Origin of the sequence: Enterococcus sp. AZ179, from assembly GCF_050498885.1 — a bacterium.
GTDB classification, from domain to species: domain Bacteria; phylum Bacillota; class Bacilli; order Lactobacillales; family Enterococcaceae; genus Enterococcus_D; species Enterococcus_D entomosocium.
In genome coordinates this window covers 1,287,582-1,303,243 of the sequence record NZ_JBMHEO010000001.1, presented here as the reverse complement: position 1 = coordinate 1,303,243, position 15,662 = coordinate 1,287,582, and the positions used below count along the sequence as shown (strand labels likewise).

The window sequence follows — 15,662 nt, the reverse complement described above, 5'->3', positions numbered from 1 at the left end:
AAATTATGAATAGTGCTTTATCAAAAATCGACCGTCAAATCTTATGGTTGAATCGAGTGATTGTAACTTTTTTAGTCGTCATCACCATTGTTCCGCTGATTTATGTACTGGTAGCTTCTTTTATGGACCCAGCTACTTTGATCAATAAAGGTATAAGCTTCAATCCGAAAGATTGGACAATACAAGGATATCAACGGGTATTTGCAGATGATTCCATTTTACGCGGTTTTGTAAATTCGTTGTTTTACTCTTTTAGCTTCAGCTTATTGACTGTATTTATTACGATGATCACTGCGTATCCTTTGTCTCGACCTAACTTGGCGGGGAAAAAGATCATTATGACTTTTTTTGTCATTACAATGTTCGTGGGTGGCGGCTTGATACCTACCTATTTATTGGTAAAGAACTTGGGCATGTTAGATAGTGTATGGGCGATTATCGTACCAGGTGCTATAAATGTGTGGAATATTATCTTAGCCCGTACCTATTTTAGTGCTTTGCCAAAAGAACTTTCTGAAGCTGCTACTATCGATGGCGCCAATGACTTGCAAATACTGTTCAAAGTCATGCTTCCATTAGCTAAACCAATTATGTTCGTATTGTTTTTATATGCCTTTGTTGGGCAATGGAACTCATATTTTGATGCCATGATTTACATCAAAGATCCCGACTTACAGCCGTTGCAACTCGTATTAAGAAATATTTTGATCCAAAACCAACCCTCACAAGACATGGTGGGAGCCAATACTGCCATGGCAGAAATGAAACAAATTGCTGAGTTGATCAAATACGCAACGATCGTCATTTCTAGTCTGCCATTAATCATAATGTATCCTTTCTTCCAAAAATATTTTGATAAAGGTGTTTTAGTTGGTTCTGTTAAAGGGTAAGAATTGTTCACTATTTGTATGAATAAAAATTATAAAGGAGATTTTAAGATGAAAGCAAAATGGATGCTGCCAATCGTTTTTACTTCCGTACTAATTTTGGGGGCTTGTGGAGGCTCAAAAGAAAAGAGTAAATCAAGCCCTGATTATGAACTAGAAAATGTCTCTTTTCCATTGAAAGAAAAAGTATCTTTAAAAATGATGTCTCAAAGTGCCCCTTTGGCTCCCAATGATCCTAATGACAAATTGATTTTCCAACGATTAGAAGAAGAGACCAATCTCCATATTGATTGGACAAACTACAGTAGTGATTTTGCCGAAAAAAGAAATTTGGATATCGCTAGTGGTGATTTACCAGATGCCATCTTCAACGCCGCTGCAGGTGACTATGATTTATTAAACTGGGCGGAAAGTGGTGTTATTGTACCGATTGAAGATTTGATCGAAGATTATATGCCAAATCTGAAGAAAATTTTTGATGAAAACCCCGAATACCGACAAATGTCTACTGCGCCTGATGGTCACATTTACTCTATGCCTTGGATTGAAGAATTAGGCGAAGGAAAAGAGTCGATTCATACAGTAAATGGGATGGCTTGGATCAACAAGGAGTGGTTGGATAATTTGGGTCTTGAAATGCCGCAAACCACTGATCAGTTGATGACTGTGTTGGAGGCTTTCAAGACGCAAGATCCAAATGGTAATGGTGAAGCAGATGAAATTCCTTTTAGCTTTATTAACAATGGAGGAAACGAAGACTTAAAATTTTTAATGGGGGCATTCGGTCTAGGTGATAATGATGACCACTTAGTCGTTGATAACGATGGCCAGGTACAATTTACTGCTAACAAAGAAGGGTATAAAGAAGCCATCAAATATTTCAATGAAATGAACAATAAAGGTCTTATTGATAAAGAGGCTTTCGAACAAGATTGGAATACGTATGTTGCCAAAGGGAAAGAACATAAGTATGGCGTGTACTTTACTTGGGATAAAGCAAATATCACGGGTGCAGATGATAGTTATGACGTTTTGCCAGTCTTAGCGGGACCAGATGGAACGAAACACGTTACTCGTACGAATGGCATGGGTTTCTCAAGAGATCGTTTCGTAATTACTAGTGCGAATAAAAACTTGGAACTTACAGCTAGGTGGATAGATAAAATGTATGAACCGTTACAGTCTGTCCAAAATAACTGGGGAACGTACGGTGATGAAGCACAGGCGAATATTTTTGAATTAAAGGATGGTATGTTAAAACATTTGCCTTTAGAGGGGACAGCACCGGGGGAACTAAGACAAAAAACCGAAGCTGGAGGACCATTAGCAGTTCTTGATTCTTATTACGGCACAGTCACTACTATGCCAGATGATGCGAAGTGGCGTTTAGATTTGATGCATGACACGTATTTGCCATATATTACAGAAGACAATAGTTATCCACGTGTCTTTTTAGAAAAAGAAGAAACAGATCGATTAGCAAAAATTGAAACAGATATGTGGGATTACATCTATCGCAAAAGAGCAGAGTGGATCACCGGCGGTAAAATCGATGAAGAATGGGAAGAATACCTTGCTGAATTGGAACGTGTAGGTTTGGAAGAATGGATTCAAATAAAACAAACTGGCTATGATAATTTTTTGAAGGGAGCACAATAAGTGTTAGTAGAAGAAACGGCGATTTTGGATAAAGCAAATCGATTTATTGAAATGATGCGAGGAAAAGTTAACCCTCAGTATCGACAAAACTATCATTTTTCCGCACCCATCGGGTGGATAAATGACCCCAATGGGTTTATATATTACAAAGGGCATTACCATCTCTTCTATCAATACTATCCTTACGATAGTCGATGGGGGCCCATGCATTGGGGGCATGCGCGCAGTAGTGATTTGGTCCATTGGGAAGATCTACCAGTAGCGTTAGCCCCAGATCAACCTTATGACAGCGGCGGGTGTTTCTCAGGAAGTGCAATTGAAAGAGACGGAAAACTATATTTATTTTATACAGGCTGTCAAGAAATTGATGGTATTAGCCATCAGCATCAATGTTTGGCGGTCTCTGAAGATGGTATTCATTTTAGCAAATACAGTGGTAATCCTGTGGTAGCAGAAAAACAGCTAGGTGAGAATGGGCTGATACAAGAATTTCGTGATCCTAAAGTAATTGTTCACAACGATGCTTACTATATGGTAGTAGCTACTAAATCTACACAGTCTACTGGTAGAATAGTGATGTTTCAATCGTCAGATTTGTATACTTGGCACTTTTACTCTGTGTTGGTAGAAGGGACTTCAGAGCAAGGAATAATGTGGGAATGTCCTGACTTATTCCATTTAGACGGACGAGATGTCTTAATCATGTCACCGATACAAATTAAGAAGAACGGACTGGAATATCATAATATCAGTTCTACCATGGCTTGTATTGGTGAGGTAGACTGGGAAACAGGTCAGATGATAGTTGATAATTTCCATGAAATGGATTTTGGAATGGATTTTTATGCACCACAAACAACAACAGATCCTAATGGTGGACGGGTGATGATTGCTTGGATGCAGATGTGGGATCGTACATTGCCTACACATGAGTTAGGCCATCTTTGGGCAGGCTCTATGAGTTTGCCCCGAGAGTTAAGAGTGAAAAAAAATCGATTGGTACAAAAACCCATCTCAACTGTATATAGTCATTTAGTTTATCAACAAGGCAGTGAAAATATTGCAGTGACTGACACATCAGTCGTATTTCGAAACGCGCTGTCTGATTCTTCATATTTACATCTAGTCGCAGATTTGGAGAAAGCAGAAGTTTTTACAATTGAATTACTGCGGTCTAAGACGGATTGTCTCAAACTAACTTATGACACTGCTAAACAGGTTTTTGAATTGGATCGTCAGAAACTAGGAAGAGAGCTTACAGGGGCGGAAGAAGACCCTCTGAATGTCCGAAAAGTTGAAATACCTTTGATTGATAATCAGCTCGTTCTTGAGATTTTTAGAGATACCTCATCAGTTGAAGTCTTTATTAATGGTTTAGAAGTTATGACGGCTACTTTCTATGAGCTGGAAAAAGCTCGAGATATCTTATTTCATTCGATCGGAGAAAGTCGTATTCAAGCTTTTGAAACAGCGAGTGTGAAATAAATGTTTGATTGCTTAGGCGATGAATCAATTATTTAATAGGTTTTGAAGGATAATTTTTTAGAAAAGAACAGATAGCTAGATTTCCCATGGCTTTGCTATTAGTATTTTGAAAAAATTAGTAATTTATGACAAAATTCATTATACTAAACTTGTGCAGAAATGTGAGGGATCAACTATGAAAGCAACAATGAAAGATGTCGCAAAATTAGCAGGTGTCGGAGTAGGAACTGTTTCCCGGGTATTGAATAACGGCTCTGTTAAAGCTTCTACTAGAGAAAAAGTTGAAGCAGCAATGACAGAGTTAAACTATCAACCAGATTTTTATGCCCGGGGGTTAAAGATGAAGCATACGAATACGGTTGCTTTGATTCTACCCACTGTATGGCATCCATTTTTTGGCGAATTTGCCTACCATGTAGAAACAGCATTAGAAAGACAAAACTACAAGCTTTATTTGTGTAACTCCAGTGGGAATAGTGAAAAAGAACAAGAATATATCCAGATGGTCAGCCAAAATAAAGTAGACGGCATCATTGGAATTACTTATTCAGATATCGATGAATACATTTCGAGTAATCTGCCTTTTGTTAGTATTGACCGTTATTTCACTGAAGAGGTGATTTATGTGACCGCTGACAATGCGGCCGGTGGACGTTTGGCTGCAAATGAACTTTATCGCCGAGGATGTCAGAATGTAGCATATATCGGTGGGTACCAAGAAACACCGAATGAAACGAAGAGTCGTCGAAAATATTTTGAGATCGAGTGCCGTCAACTGGGGATTTCCTATAAAGCGTTAGATATGTTAGAACCTTTAGACAATCTCTCAGAACGTGTAACAAATTTTTTGTTAGAGAATCCTGATATCGATGGGATTTTTACGATCAACGATCCGATGGCATTAGCTGTCATTGGTATGCTTGAAAAAATAGGGAAAAACGTACCAGAGGATGTCCAAGTTATCGGATTTGATGGTCAAAAGATGACAGAAGGAGACCCTTATCTCGTCTCAACAATTGCCCAACCTACAAAGCAAATGGCGGAAGTGGCAGTGGCAAAATTAATTGCTGTCATTAATGGAGAGACAGTAGAAAAACGTACCGTATTGCCGATTGAATTTGGCGAAGGTGGCACAACGAAACCTTTAGTGAGAAACGATTTTGCTTAGTGCAAATACGTTTCTTTTTTTGAAGATAAGTGAATGAAAGGTGTAGATAAAATGTTATATGGTGGAATTGAAGCTGGTGGAACAAAGTTTGTCTGTGGGATTGGTAATGAACAATTACAAGTGATAGAACGGAAAAGTTTTCCTACCATAACACCAGAAGAAACGATGAAGCAAGTGTTTGATTTCTTTGATAAGTACAAAGGAAATATCGCATCAATTGGTGTAGGAGCATTTGGGCCTATTGATATTCAAATCGAATCAAGAACTTACGGATATATCACCAACACACCGAAGTTAGCTTGGCAAAATTATCATTTTGTCGGAGCTTTGGAAAACGCCTTGTCGGTTCCCATCTATTGGACTACCGATGTAAATGCTGCTTGTTATGGAGAATATATGGCAGGTTATGGAAAAGGTAAAAATAGTGTTCTGTATTACACCGTTGGTACTGGTGTTGGTGGTGGTGCTGTAGTGGGTGGGAAAATAGTCGCAGGTTTCAGTCATCCTGAAATGGGACATATGCTCTTACAACGTCATAATGAAGATCAATTTGAAGGAATCTGTCCTTTTCATCATGATTGTTTGGAAGGGTTAGCCTCAGGACCCGCGATTGAAAAGCGCTTTGGAGGAAAAGCCCAGACCATTTCATTTGATCATCCTTATTGGACGATTGAGGCAGATTATCTTGCTCAGTGTGTGTATAACACAACGTTACTATATGCACCGGAAGTAATAATTTTAGGCGGGGGTGTAATGAAACAGCCGCAACTACTCGAGTTGATTCACCAAGCGTTTAAAGAAAAAATGGGTTCCTACGTGGATACGCCCACTCTCGAAGAATACCTACTAACTCCAATGCTTGCTGACGATGCAGGTTTGATCGGCTGCTTAGCTTTAGCAATAAAGAAGTTGGAACAATAGCAGCATGTTAAAGAACGTGTGAGAGAGTTTTTATAGCAGTTAGGATAGATAAAAAGGTTAACTAAAATGAGAGCTAGAAAAAAGGATGGCTAATAATAGATGTTCATATATATTTTTTGCGTAATCGAATGTCGCAAATAAGAATTTTTTCTTTCGTTCTCGTCTTCAGTTATATTGTTGTCTAGCTGCCTCAAAATTACTTCTTAGTGCTTGTTTTTTTTCTATTAGCCTGAGCAAAGAAAAAGGAAACAGAATGTCTTATTAAAGCCAATTAGGCCTACGCCTAATTGGCTTTCTATATTCCTGTGCTAATTGTGTTTGGGTGGGATGAATATCCTTTTTATTAATAATAGTGACGGTGTAATGAACGGTTTTGCTAACGGTAAAGATTCAACTTTCTACTAACGCGAACATCCTTTGAATTTGATTTACTAAAAGCTGGGTAGCTTCTCATCAGTCATTCTCTTCATTGGGGTTAATAAAGTGTTGTCAGTCATCCTGCCCTATTCTCAACAAGTACCTTCCTAATGCCTTCTTCAAACGTTGTGATCTTAAAATAAGGGAATGCCTTTTTGAATTTATCAGAGACAAAAAAGATTATCCATCGTGTATCTAGGTAATAACTCACTTAGTTCGCGCGCGTTTTTACTGAATAGCTTAGCAAGTTTAAATTGCCACAAAGGAATGACGCGGTATTTCAATGGTTTGCCCTCAATTTTTTCGGCGAGATCGATCATGTCTTGGAAACTATGAGGTGTATCACAGGGCAAATGCCAAGTTTGGCCATAGGCACTAGGCGTATTTCCGATAAGGGCCATTGCTCGGCTAGCATCAGGTGTCCATATAAGTGTGCGTAAAGTGTCCTTATTGACAGGTATTTTGACGGGAGCATTGTGGACTATATTGTTTAAGACGAGTGTATTGGTAATGCTCTGGGTCTTGCCTGGGCCGTAAAACTCTGGGGCTCGACAAATCACCGCATCTAAACGGCCACTTTCCATCTCGGATAAAACCAATTGAGCCATTTTAGAGAGCACGAGGGACTTCCTGCCTGCTGGAAAAAATGGCGTGTCTTCCTTTTGGGGTGTACGATCCTTTGAATACATATAAGTATTATCAAAAAAAACCAGTTTGCTCTGTGCTTCTTGGCAAGCGCGAATGACATTTTCTGTGATTTTCATAAAATTGGTTTCCCACAGCTCAGCATCCATCGGTAACCCAACAGTGAAGTAAACAATCTCACTATGTTCAATCGCTTTTTTCGTTTGCGAAAAGTCCATCAAGTCTGCGGAAACGATCTGATCTGTAGGATTGATTTTTTGAGGCTTCCGGCTAACTAGCCGAAGCTCATTTGTGTAATTTTTGTATAGTTCTTTTGCTAGTTCATAGCCGATTTGTCCATTGCTTCCTAAAATTGTTTGCATGACTGTACCTCCTCAAGATATAGTTTTGCTACAGCACGTACAGAAAAAGGATTTTGGCCAGTGATGATCCGCCCATCTTTTAGGGCAAATGCTTTATAAAAGCGTCTTTTTTTGAATTGAGCGTTTCTTTCTTCTGCGGCGGTTTGATTAAAGAAAGGAACTTTGTTCATTTTCCCGGCGAGAAATTCTTCGGTTTTCGTAAATCCTGTGATTTTTTTTCCAGAAATCAAAAAGCTTCCTTCTCTATCTTTTATATTTAGTAAACCAGCGATTCCGTGGCAAACAGATAAAATATACCCATTGTTTTCATAAATAGCTAAAGCGAGTTCTTGAAGCTCTTTATTATCAGGAAAATCCCACATGACACCATGCCCTCCGGTAAAATAAATCGCATGGTAGTCATTTGGATTTACTTCTGCGGGTTTTTTCGTTTGAATCAAGCCGTTTTGAATGAAATTTTCTTCCAGATAAATGTTCATAATGGCTTGATTTATATATTTCATGCTTCTTGGATCTAGAGGAACAAAGCCTCCTAATGGACTTACGAAATCAACATCAATCCCTTGTTGATAGACTTCATCTAGAAACTCGGCACTTTCTCCCAACCAAAGTCCGGTAGCCTCGTTCGTGCCAGCATATTTTTGAATGTTTGTTTCAACAACTAATACTTTCTTCATGAATGATCCCTCTCGTTCATAATGTGAATGACTTTCGTTAAAAAGGATTGGAGTTTTTTTATTTCTGTTTGCTCATGATCGAGATAGTAATAATTTTTTGTTCCTTCTTGCCTGAAATTCACGATTTTGGCTTCTTTCAAGATTTTCAAATGATGTGAAATGGCGGGTCTAGATAAATTGGTGGCCTCTAATAAGGAAGTGACCTGTAAGCCAGCACAATTTTCCGCTTCCAGCAACCGAATGATGATAGCTTGTCTTTTTTTGTCACCTAGCGCGATTAAAAAATCACTTAACTCAGAAAAATCTTGTTGCAGATTGGCATAATCTATCATAATTGTCTCTCCCAAATCGTTTAAAAGTTTAAACCATTAAACCATTTAAAGGAGATTTTTGCAATGAAAGAAGCTCGAGAGCATTCCTTTTCTCCACCATCGCTAAGGAGATTAGAATGTTCTGTAAGCAAATAGATAATAATGGAAAAGCATAAGAGCATTTGATCCTTTTTTGTGTTTAGAAGCAGCTTATTTTTTTATGAAGTGATTAAGAGCCGTGTCTTGCTCATTTTTTGTTGTTGTGTTATGTATGTAACATCTAGACAAAAGACGTAGTGAGATATGAGGCGGAGAATATGAGAGACTTACAGTTAGCATTTATCAGTAATCGCACAACTAAGCGCTTATTTCGAGTTTTGAGTGTGATGGAGCGAGATCGTTTATTTACAATTGGTGAAATGGCAGAAAAGATGCAAGTCACACAACGCACAATTGCAAATGATCTCAAGTATGTGAAAGACTATTTTGGTGATTGTATCACCCTAATTTCGGGGAATAGTGGCTTTCTTTTTGAAGAGAAAAAACCTTCCGTGTACCAAGAAAAGAAACAAGATTTGCTAGAAAATGAGTGTTTATTTGAAATCATCGGTCATATTTTTCAAGGGGAATTGATGGATATTGACGAGTTGGCCCATCATTATCATTTTTCTGAGAGCACGTTTCGACGGTTGTTGGGTCAATCGAACAAAATATTGAGCAGTTATCGGTTAAAATGGGTGTCGAATCCATTGACAATTGAAGGGAGCGAAGCGGATTTACGGAAATTCTTCAAAGACTTTTATTACGAAGGGATTGATACTGCCCATACCCTTGTTCCCGACCCCGCATTGCATGAGTTGGTCTTAACCCAGTTAAACAACAAACTAGGACAATATGATATTGGCTCTGGAACAACACCAGCTGCTTTTTACTATACTTTTTTTATTGCAATCAAACGGGCGAGCCTTGGTTTTCCGATAACAGTCCCGAAATACTTGATTGAATTAGCCTACAAAGGAAATAGCTTCTCCCTCCTGTATTCTTTAAAAGACGGAATCAACAAGCTTTACGGCGTAGAACTAGCGAAGGAAGAATTTGCATGGATTTATTTAGTTACTATTTGTAAACGTACCTTAGATCGAGAAGCATCGGAGGAAAAGTTCTACCAGCAGTTTCATCAAGGATCAGAAATTGCCAAACTTACGGAGGCTTACTTACAAGAGTTTGAGCTCACAAATGAGAGCTATGCCAAGATAAAAATTTTCTTGCAATCCTTCTTTTTGTCTAGAAAAGTGAACTATGCGTTAGCTCCTGCATTGAACAAAGAGGCACAGGACATCAAAGAATCTCTCATGCGTTCTGACAATGAAAACTATCAACGGAATTTACGATTTTTAAAGAAGCATCAAAGAAAAGACTTTTTGGCTGCACCATATCTTGAAGATATTTGTGTAAGTTTAACGATCTACAGTGATTTGATTTTTGATTTTTATTCACCGACAAAAAGAATTTATTTTCTTCTAGAAGGTGATCACTTCATCTGCCAACAGATTCGAACTCGTGCAATGCAACAGTTTGGTACAAAGCACACGTTGACCTTTTTGCCATTGCAACATCTGACACAAGAAATATTAAATGCCGCTCATATTGATTTGATTGTCACAAACTATAATCGGTACCTCTTAGACTATATTATTGAAACAGATTACTTGTTATTGAAAGCTGTCCCAGATGAGCATGACTGGCGGAATCTGGAAAGAAAAATTGATCCGTATCGAAAACCATTTCTCTAATCTCCGTACACTCGTTAAAAGTATTAACGAGTGTTTTTTTTCATTTATTTCATCTGTCTATGAAAATGTTGATTCCAATTTGACCAAAAAATCAGGTAACCTTAATCATGTAAGAAAAAGGTATGCATACAAACTTACAAATAAAAGTATCAAAAACCTTCGTTTTTTAGAATAGATATTTGTTATGTATTCTCTAAAATAGAAAACCTAATCTAATAACTTTTCCAAGACATTCGATCCGATCGAATGTCTTTTTTTGTCGTCAACCCAAAAACGAAGAATTTTGAGATACAACAAAGGGGAGGATCATGATTGAGAAAACAAAAAGGTGGATAATATTTATGGGAATACTCTCAGTTTTATCATTACCGTTGGTAAACGCTGCAGAAGTCCAGCAAGTTGAAACAAATGGGACCATTGGATTTACTGGTGTCTATGAACCCATTGGTACACCTGATCCAGCGCCGCCCGAAACTATTGTCAGACCACCAATTACCGAAGTGGCCAAACCAGATGGTACGTTGCCACAAACAAACGAAATAGGACATTCATGGCACGCTTGGCTAGGCGTTTTTCTAATCAGTTTCGTCTTCCTCTTATGGAAACAAAAAAGAAATCATAATAAAAATCTAAAACAATAAGAAAGCAGGAATAATCAAATGAAATTTATTCGTTTAGCAACAATTGCCGCACTATCAACTACTATTTTAGCAGGAGGAGCAGCTTCTGTTTTTGCCGATGAAATGAGAGAAGTAACAACCGAAGGTCAAATCCAGTTTACAGCGGATGAAGACGGTGATCTGGAAGTCATCCCTCCTGTACCTGATCCGGATGTGATTATTCCACCGATTATCGATCCAGTTACAGGTCCATTGTCTATCGTACAGGCACCTACAATGAACTTTGGTACTCAGGTCATCTCCAACCAAGATCAAACATATAATATGGTTGCAGAGACTGCTGAACTCGCTAATCCAGAAGAAGGTGGACCTACTGACGTTCCATATATTAGTTTTGCTCAAGTACAAGACGTTCGTGGAACCAATGCTGGATGGGATCTAAAAGTGAGCTTAAGTGATTTTGAAGCTCCAGAAGCACAAAATAAAATTCTAACGGGAGCGCAAATCACCTTTGCTAATGCTCAGTTAAATTATGAAGGTAGCAATACTGATAACGAACCTACAGTGCACCAGGCTGGACTAACATTACTTCCTAATGGTGCAGCGCGTTCAGTGATGACTGCGGCACAAGGACAAGGTGCAGGAGCTTCTTCAGTTATCTGGGGAGACCAAGCAGACTTGACTGCCCAATTTGAAGCAGAGGGCTTTAATCCTGAGACAGACGTTGTAGAAAACAACGCAATACAATTGTCGATTCCAGGTTCAACAGCCAAAGATGCGACAACGTATACGTCAACGCTAACTTGGGAATTAAACTTAACACCTGGAGACGAACTATAAAAGCCTTGTAACCATTTGTTTTGAAACTCTCGGCAGCGTCACAGTAAAATTGTGACGCTGTTTTTCTAAGAAAGGAGACGTAACCTTGAAACAAACAACTTTAGCTCATCGTTCTCAAAGAGCCTCTTGGTGGGTACTTACGCTTCTTTTTCTTCTTTTTGGAATTTTTCCATCAGTAGCTCAAGCGGAGGAAACACTGTCATTTTATGTCACGCCTGAATTTCCTGAAAGCCAGGTAGAAGGATCAAATAGTTATTTCGATTTGAATCTAGCAGCTGGAGCAACAGAAACCTTAGCATTGAAACTGCAAAATGTTAGTAGTGACCCAATTCAAGTGCAAGTAACCCCTCATACAGCGTATACCAATGTTCATGGAGTCGTTGAGTACGGAAAAGATGCCCAAGAACCAGATAGTAGCCTTACTTATTCATTGGACGAATTGATTGACTCATCTGGCGTCATTGAACTGGCAGGAAATGAAACCCAAACAATTAGTGTTCCTTTACATATGCCAGAAGAATCGTTTGAGGGATTTTTAGCGGGAGGTCTACGGATTTCGGAAGTCAAAGAGGAGCAAGAAGAAACGGCAATCAATGAAGAAGGCGTAGCGATCAAAAATGAATTTGCCTATGTGATTGGGATTGTTGTCAGCAATTCTCGGGATTCAGTTCAACCGGATCTCGATTTATTAGCTGTTTTTGCAGATCAGTTGAATTATCGGAATGTGATTAGTGCAACGATCCAAAACTTCACGCCTACCTTTGTCAATCGAATGGCGGTGGAAGCGACAGTACAACGAGCAGGAGAAAACGAGGTTCTTTATGAAGCGAGTGAAGAAATGATGCAAATGGCGCCTAATTCTAATTTTGATTTTCCAATCTCGTTAGAAGGCGATCGCTTTCAAAGTGGCGACTATGTATTGAAATTAATAGCAATATCTGGTGAAGATGAGTGGGTATGGGAGAGACCCTTCACAATTAAAGCAGATGAAGCCAGGGCATTGAATCAAGCAGATGTGACCATTGATTCAAGTATGAATTGGTGGATGATTGGCGCAATCATTTTACTTGTTCTTTTACTGGGGGTCATTCTTTATCTACTTATTCAAAAAAAGAAAGCAAACCGAAGCGAACAAGAGTAGTAAAAAGGAGTGAATGGAATGACCACGAGATTAAGAAGACCGCTGCTTCTATTAGGGGCGTCTATTCTAATGATGCAAGCATTGATTCTATCGATTGGCATGGTCTACGCTGAGACAACGATGGACACTGAGGAACAAAAACAGGTAGAACACCCATCCATGAAAAACCTTCTAAAAGAAGAACAGGCTAGTGATGCGCGCTTTTTCTTTACTCAGGCGCGGATGCAAGGCACGGTAGAAGAAACCATACAAGTAACCTTCTTTTCTGATCAAGAAGTGTCAGAGGCACGAGTATTTTTACCTGAAGAAGCAACGCTTATCAACGAGCAGTTACCGGCAGGGGGATCAGTCGAACAGATAGAGCAGTCTCAGGAATGGCTGGTTCAGTCAAAACGGGCGCAAAATACATTTGTTCTTCCTTTAGTATTTGAACAGGCGGGACGCTATGAACTGTCTGTGGGAGGAGCAACGGCTTATCTTGAAATCAGTGAACAAGAAGATAGTATTGTGGAGAACCCTACTGAAGGAATAGAAGCTTCTGATGATGCTCAAACAGTACAAGCGGATCTGGAAGCGAAAGAGAATGCAGTAGAAGAGAATCAAATGAAGGAGCAGCCATCACAAAGTTTAGATAATGAATACAGTTCAAATGCTACCGTCACAAAAGATAATTTTTTGCAGCATTTTGACTTACAGGGTTCTGCAACGTATGATTCAGAAACAGGGGAAGTAACCTTAACTACAGCTAGTAATAATCAAGTTGGAAATGTTACATTGAAGGAAAAATTAAGTGTAAATTATCCATTTGTTTTGACAGGGAAGGCAAGTATTGGTTCTAATACGAATGGTGCAGATGGTATGGCTTTTGGTTTCCATAGATCTGAAAATTCTGCTGTTGGAAATAGTGGAAACGGTATGGGGATTGCTGGCCTAACAGGAGGCTTTGGATTCAAATTGGATTCAAATTTTAATACAACTCAGGGAGCGGGTGCAGCTAGAGATCCGGCTGCTTTAGGTGGGGCTCCTTTTGCTGGATACGTTTATCATGAGACGAATGGTTTATTGACTACTTATATGGGAAGCGATGCTCCAGCAAAGCGAACAGGGACATTGAATGGCGCTTACGATGATATAGTCATTGAGTATCTGCCAAGTGAAGAAGCAAATATTTTCCGTATTAACTATAAAGGAGAAACCTGGGAACGAGATATATCCGATTGGCAAGGAATCGATACTACTGCATTATCTTTTTTAATCTCAGGAAGTACAGGTGCAAGAAACAATGTTCATAGCTTTATATTTGAACAGATGGACTATGTAATAGGGACAGGAGAAGTTGAAGTCAGTTATCGTGATGCAGCTACAAATGAAGAAATAATACCTAGTCAATTGTTAGAAATTCCTTTTAAATCAGAGGCAGTTCTTAATCCAAATTCAGGGATTGATGATGAACCGTACCTTCTTGGTTATGACTATAGTCATGTTGAGACAGATGCACTTTATTTCGATGAAACAAACAATACGATAAAACCAGAGGCTGAGCGTCGGAATGTTACTTACTTTTTTAATCGTGCTGAGTCCGAGGTGACAATTCATTACATTGATGATGCCGGGACAGTTATTTCGCCATCTGATACAATCATTGGTTATGTGAATGAGGAGCTAGAAGTAACGATTAAAGAAATAGAAAACTACAAGTTTTTATTTGAAAGAGACAATCAATTATTGAATACGGTATTTACTCGAGAGCAACAAAATTATTGGCTCGTTTATATCTTACAGGGCTCCATGCCACCAGTAGATCCATTGGATCCTGAAATAGAAGTGAACCCAGAAAATAAACCAGAGCTGCCAGAAAATCAAGGGCTTCTGAGTATTGACTTCATTTCCTCCTTTAACTTTGGCTCACAACCTATTTCAGTTCATGACCAAACCTATTACGCGCAACCACAACGTTTATTGGATGAAGACGGAACTGTAAATGAGATGGAAGAGCGCCCTAACTATGTTCAGATCAGCGATCGTCGATCAGCTACTGAGCGTAACGGCTGGCAGCTATCGGTTACCCAGACGAAACAATTTGAAGGATTAAAAAATCAACAGCTTACAGGTGCGAGTATTACTTTCTCAAATCAACAATTAGTGACCGCTCAAGGTGGCGATACCCCTTCTTTACAGACAGCCAACCCGTTAACGTTGGTACCAGGAAACAAGCGAGCACTGATTCGTGCAGAAGATACTGAAGGAACAGGCACATGGATCTATCGTTTTGGAGATGAGCATACCGCAAGGGAAAGTGTTACGCTCAACGTACCGAAAGGTTCAAATCCTGAAGCCACAAGCTATTCCACAACCCTGATATGGGAATTGAATGCTATTCCTGATAATTAAAAGAGAAATTTCTTTTTTCCTTTTTCTGCCATTTATTAATAAGACGGCTAGATTGGTTCGAAAAAAGATGAATAGTTCGTGTATGATCCTGGTTCATTCAAAAGAAAGTCAAGCCATGACGAACAAAGAATTAAAAGAGAAACTAAGCGTCATGCCACCAATAGTTAAAGGAAATATCAAACAAATCAAGACATATTTCAAAGAAATCTGTGGTTATGATCTAAGTGTAGAAAAGAAGAATTCTATCGTATTCAATGTGTCATAGAGTTTGCATAAATACAAATTATCTTAAAAAAGGCTTCAAAAAAAATTTTTTGAAGCCTTTTTTTGTTTTCCGCAAGTATT

At 38.8% G+C, this 15,662-nt stretch carries 12 protein-coding genes and 1 pseudogene; 10 read left to right on the top strand and 3 right to left on the bottom strand.

Annotated features, from left to right (window positions below):
• Nucleotides 1–5: 5 nt before the first annotated feature.
• The 5 genes from IGI88_RS06205 (at nucleotide 6) to IGI88_RS06185 (ending at nucleotide 6,120) form a co-directional block, all read left to right on the top strand.
• Nucleotides 6–890: a carbohydrate ABC transporter permease gene (locus IGI88_RS06205; RefSeq protein ID WP_005230433.1), complete on the top strand. Its 885-nt coding sequence runs from the start codon at nucleotides 6–8 to the stop codon at nucleotides 888–890.
• A 48-nt stretch (nucleotides 891–938) separates the two neighbouring features.
• Nucleotides 939–2,546, top strand: a complete 1,608-nt coding sequence (locus IGI88_RS06200; protein ID WP_142437261.1) for an ABC transporter substrate-binding protein — start codon at nucleotides 939–941, stop codon at nucleotides 2,544–2,546.
• Nucleotides 2,547–4,031 carry a glycoside hydrolase family 32 protein gene (locus IGI88_RS06195; protein ID WP_142437260.1) on the top strand — a complete coding sequence of 495 codons (1,485 nt, stop codon included), beginning with the start codon at nucleotides 2,547–2,549 and terminating at the stop codon, nucleotides 4,029–4,031.
• A gap of 175 nt (nucleotides 4,032–4,206) precedes the next feature.
• On the top strand, nucleotides 4,207–5,199 hold the full coding sequence (locus IGI88_RS06190) for a LacI family DNA-binding transcriptional regulator (RefSeq protein WP_142437259.1): 993 nt from the start codon (nucleotides 4,207–4,209) through the stop codon (nucleotides 5,197–5,199).
• 51 nt (nucleotides 5,200–5,250) lie between these two features.
• Nucleotides 5,251–6,120, top strand: coding sequence for an ROK family protein (locus tag IGI88_RS06185; RefSeq protein WP_142437289.1), 870 nt, complete (start codon nucleotides 5,251–5,253; stop codon nucleotides 6,118–6,120).
• Between the two features lie 493 nt (nucleotides 6,121–6,613).
• On the opposite strand, the pseudogene IGI88_RS06180 reads toward IGI88_RS06185, so the two are convergent.
• The 3 genes and pseudogenes from IGI88_RS06180 to IGI88_RS06170 form a co-directional block, all read right to left on the bottom strand.
• Nucleotides 6,614–7,544, bottom strand: a pseudogene (locus tag IGI88_RS06180) (NAD-dependent epimerase/dehydratase family protein).
• On the bottom strand, nucleotides 7,529–8,221 hold the full coding sequence (locus IGI88_RS06175) for a type 1 glutamine amidotransferase domain-containing protein (RefSeq protein ID WP_142971916.1): 693 nt from the start codon (nucleotides 8,219–8,221) through the stop codon (nucleotides 7,529–7,531). Before IGI88_RS06175 ends, IGI88_RS06180 begins: the two are co-directional and overlap by 16 nt.
• Complete coding sequence (locus tag IGI88_RS06170) at nucleotides 8,218–8,553, bottom strand: ArsR/SmtB family transcription factor (RefSeq protein ID WP_142437256.1); 336 nt, start codon at nucleotides 8,551–8,553, stop codon at nucleotides 8,218–8,220. Before IGI88_RS06170 ends, IGI88_RS06175 begins: the two co-directional genes overlap by 4 nt.
• Nucleotides 8,554–8,849: 296 nt before the next feature.
• On the opposite strand from IGI88_RS06170, the gene IGI88_RS06165 reads away from it, so the two are divergent.
• From IGI88_RS06165 to IGI88_RS06145, 5 genes are all read left to right on the top strand, one after another.
• On the top strand, nucleotides 8,850–10,325 hold the full coding sequence (locus IGI88_RS06165; protein WP_142437255.1) for a helix-turn-helix domain-containing protein: 1,476 nt from the start codon (nucleotides 8,850–8,852) through the stop codon (nucleotides 10,323–10,325).
• Nucleotides 10,326–10,666: 341 nt separating this feature from the next.
• On the top strand, nucleotides 10,667–10,966 hold the full coding sequence (locus IGI88_RS06160; protein ID WP_082741604.1) for an LPXTG cell wall anchor domain-containing protein: 300 nt from the start codon (nucleotides 10,667–10,669) through the stop codon (nucleotides 10,964–10,966).
• An 18-nt stretch (nucleotides 10,967–10,984) separates the two neighbouring features.
• On the top strand, nucleotides 10,985–11,785 hold the full coding sequence (locus tag IGI88_RS06155; protein ID WP_008381814.1) for a WxL domain-containing protein: 801 nt from the start codon (nucleotides 10,985–10,987) through the stop codon (nucleotides 11,783–11,785).
• Between the two features lie 85 nt (nucleotides 11,786–11,870).
• Nucleotides 11,871–12,926, top strand: coding sequence for a DUF916 and DUF3324 domain-containing protein (locus IGI88_RS06150; protein WP_142437254.1), 1,056 nt, complete (start codon nucleotides 11,871–11,873; stop codon nucleotides 12,924–12,926).
• Nucleotides 12,927–12,944: 18 nt separating this feature from the next.
• Nucleotides 12,945–15,317: a WxL domain-containing protein gene (locus IGI88_RS06145; protein WP_429960280.1), complete on the top strand. Its 2,373-nt coding sequence runs from the start codon at nucleotides 12,945–12,947 to the stop codon at nucleotides 15,315–15,317.
• Nucleotides 15,318–15,662: the final 345 nt, after the last annotated feature.

Coding starts and splice junctions, on each gene's coding strand:
- IGI88_RS06190 (WP_142437259.1), top strand. CDS start 4,207: ATGAAAGCAACAATGAAAGATGTCGCAAAATTAGCAGGTGTCGGAGTA.
- IGI88_RS06155 (WP_008381814.1), top strand. CDS start 10,985: ATGAAATTTATTCGTTTAGCAACAATTGCCGCACTATCAACTACTATT.
- IGI88_RS06170 (WP_142437256.1), bottom strand. CDS start 8,553: ATGATAGATTATGCCAATCTGCAACAAGATTTTTCTGAGTTAAGTGAT.
- IGI88_RS06175 (WP_142971916.1), bottom strand. CDS start 8,221: ATGAAGAAAGTATTAGTTGTTGAAACAAACATTCAAAAATATGCTGGC.
- IGI88_RS06160 (WP_082741604.1), top strand. CDS start 10,667: ATGGGAATACTCTCAGTTTTATCATTACCGTTGGTAAACGCTGCAGAA.
- IGI88_RS06185 (WP_142437289.1), top strand. CDS start 5,251: ATGTTATATGGTGGAATTGAAGCTGGTGGAACAAAGTTTGTCTGTGGG.
- IGI88_RS06145 (WP_429960280.1), top strand. CDS start 12,945: ATGACCACGAGATTAAGAAGACCGCTGCTTCTATTAGGGGCGTCTATT.
- IGI88_RS06205 (WP_005230433.1), top strand. CDS start 6: ATGAATAGTGCTTTATCAAAAATCGACCGTCAAATCTTATGGTTGAAT.
- IGI88_RS06200 (WP_142437261.1), top strand. CDS start 939: ATGAAAGCAAAATGGATGCTGCCAATCGTTTTTACTTCCGTACTAATT.
- IGI88_RS06165 (WP_142437255.1), top strand. CDS start 8,850: ATGAGAGACTTACAGTTAGCATTTATCAGTAATCGCACAACTAAGCGC.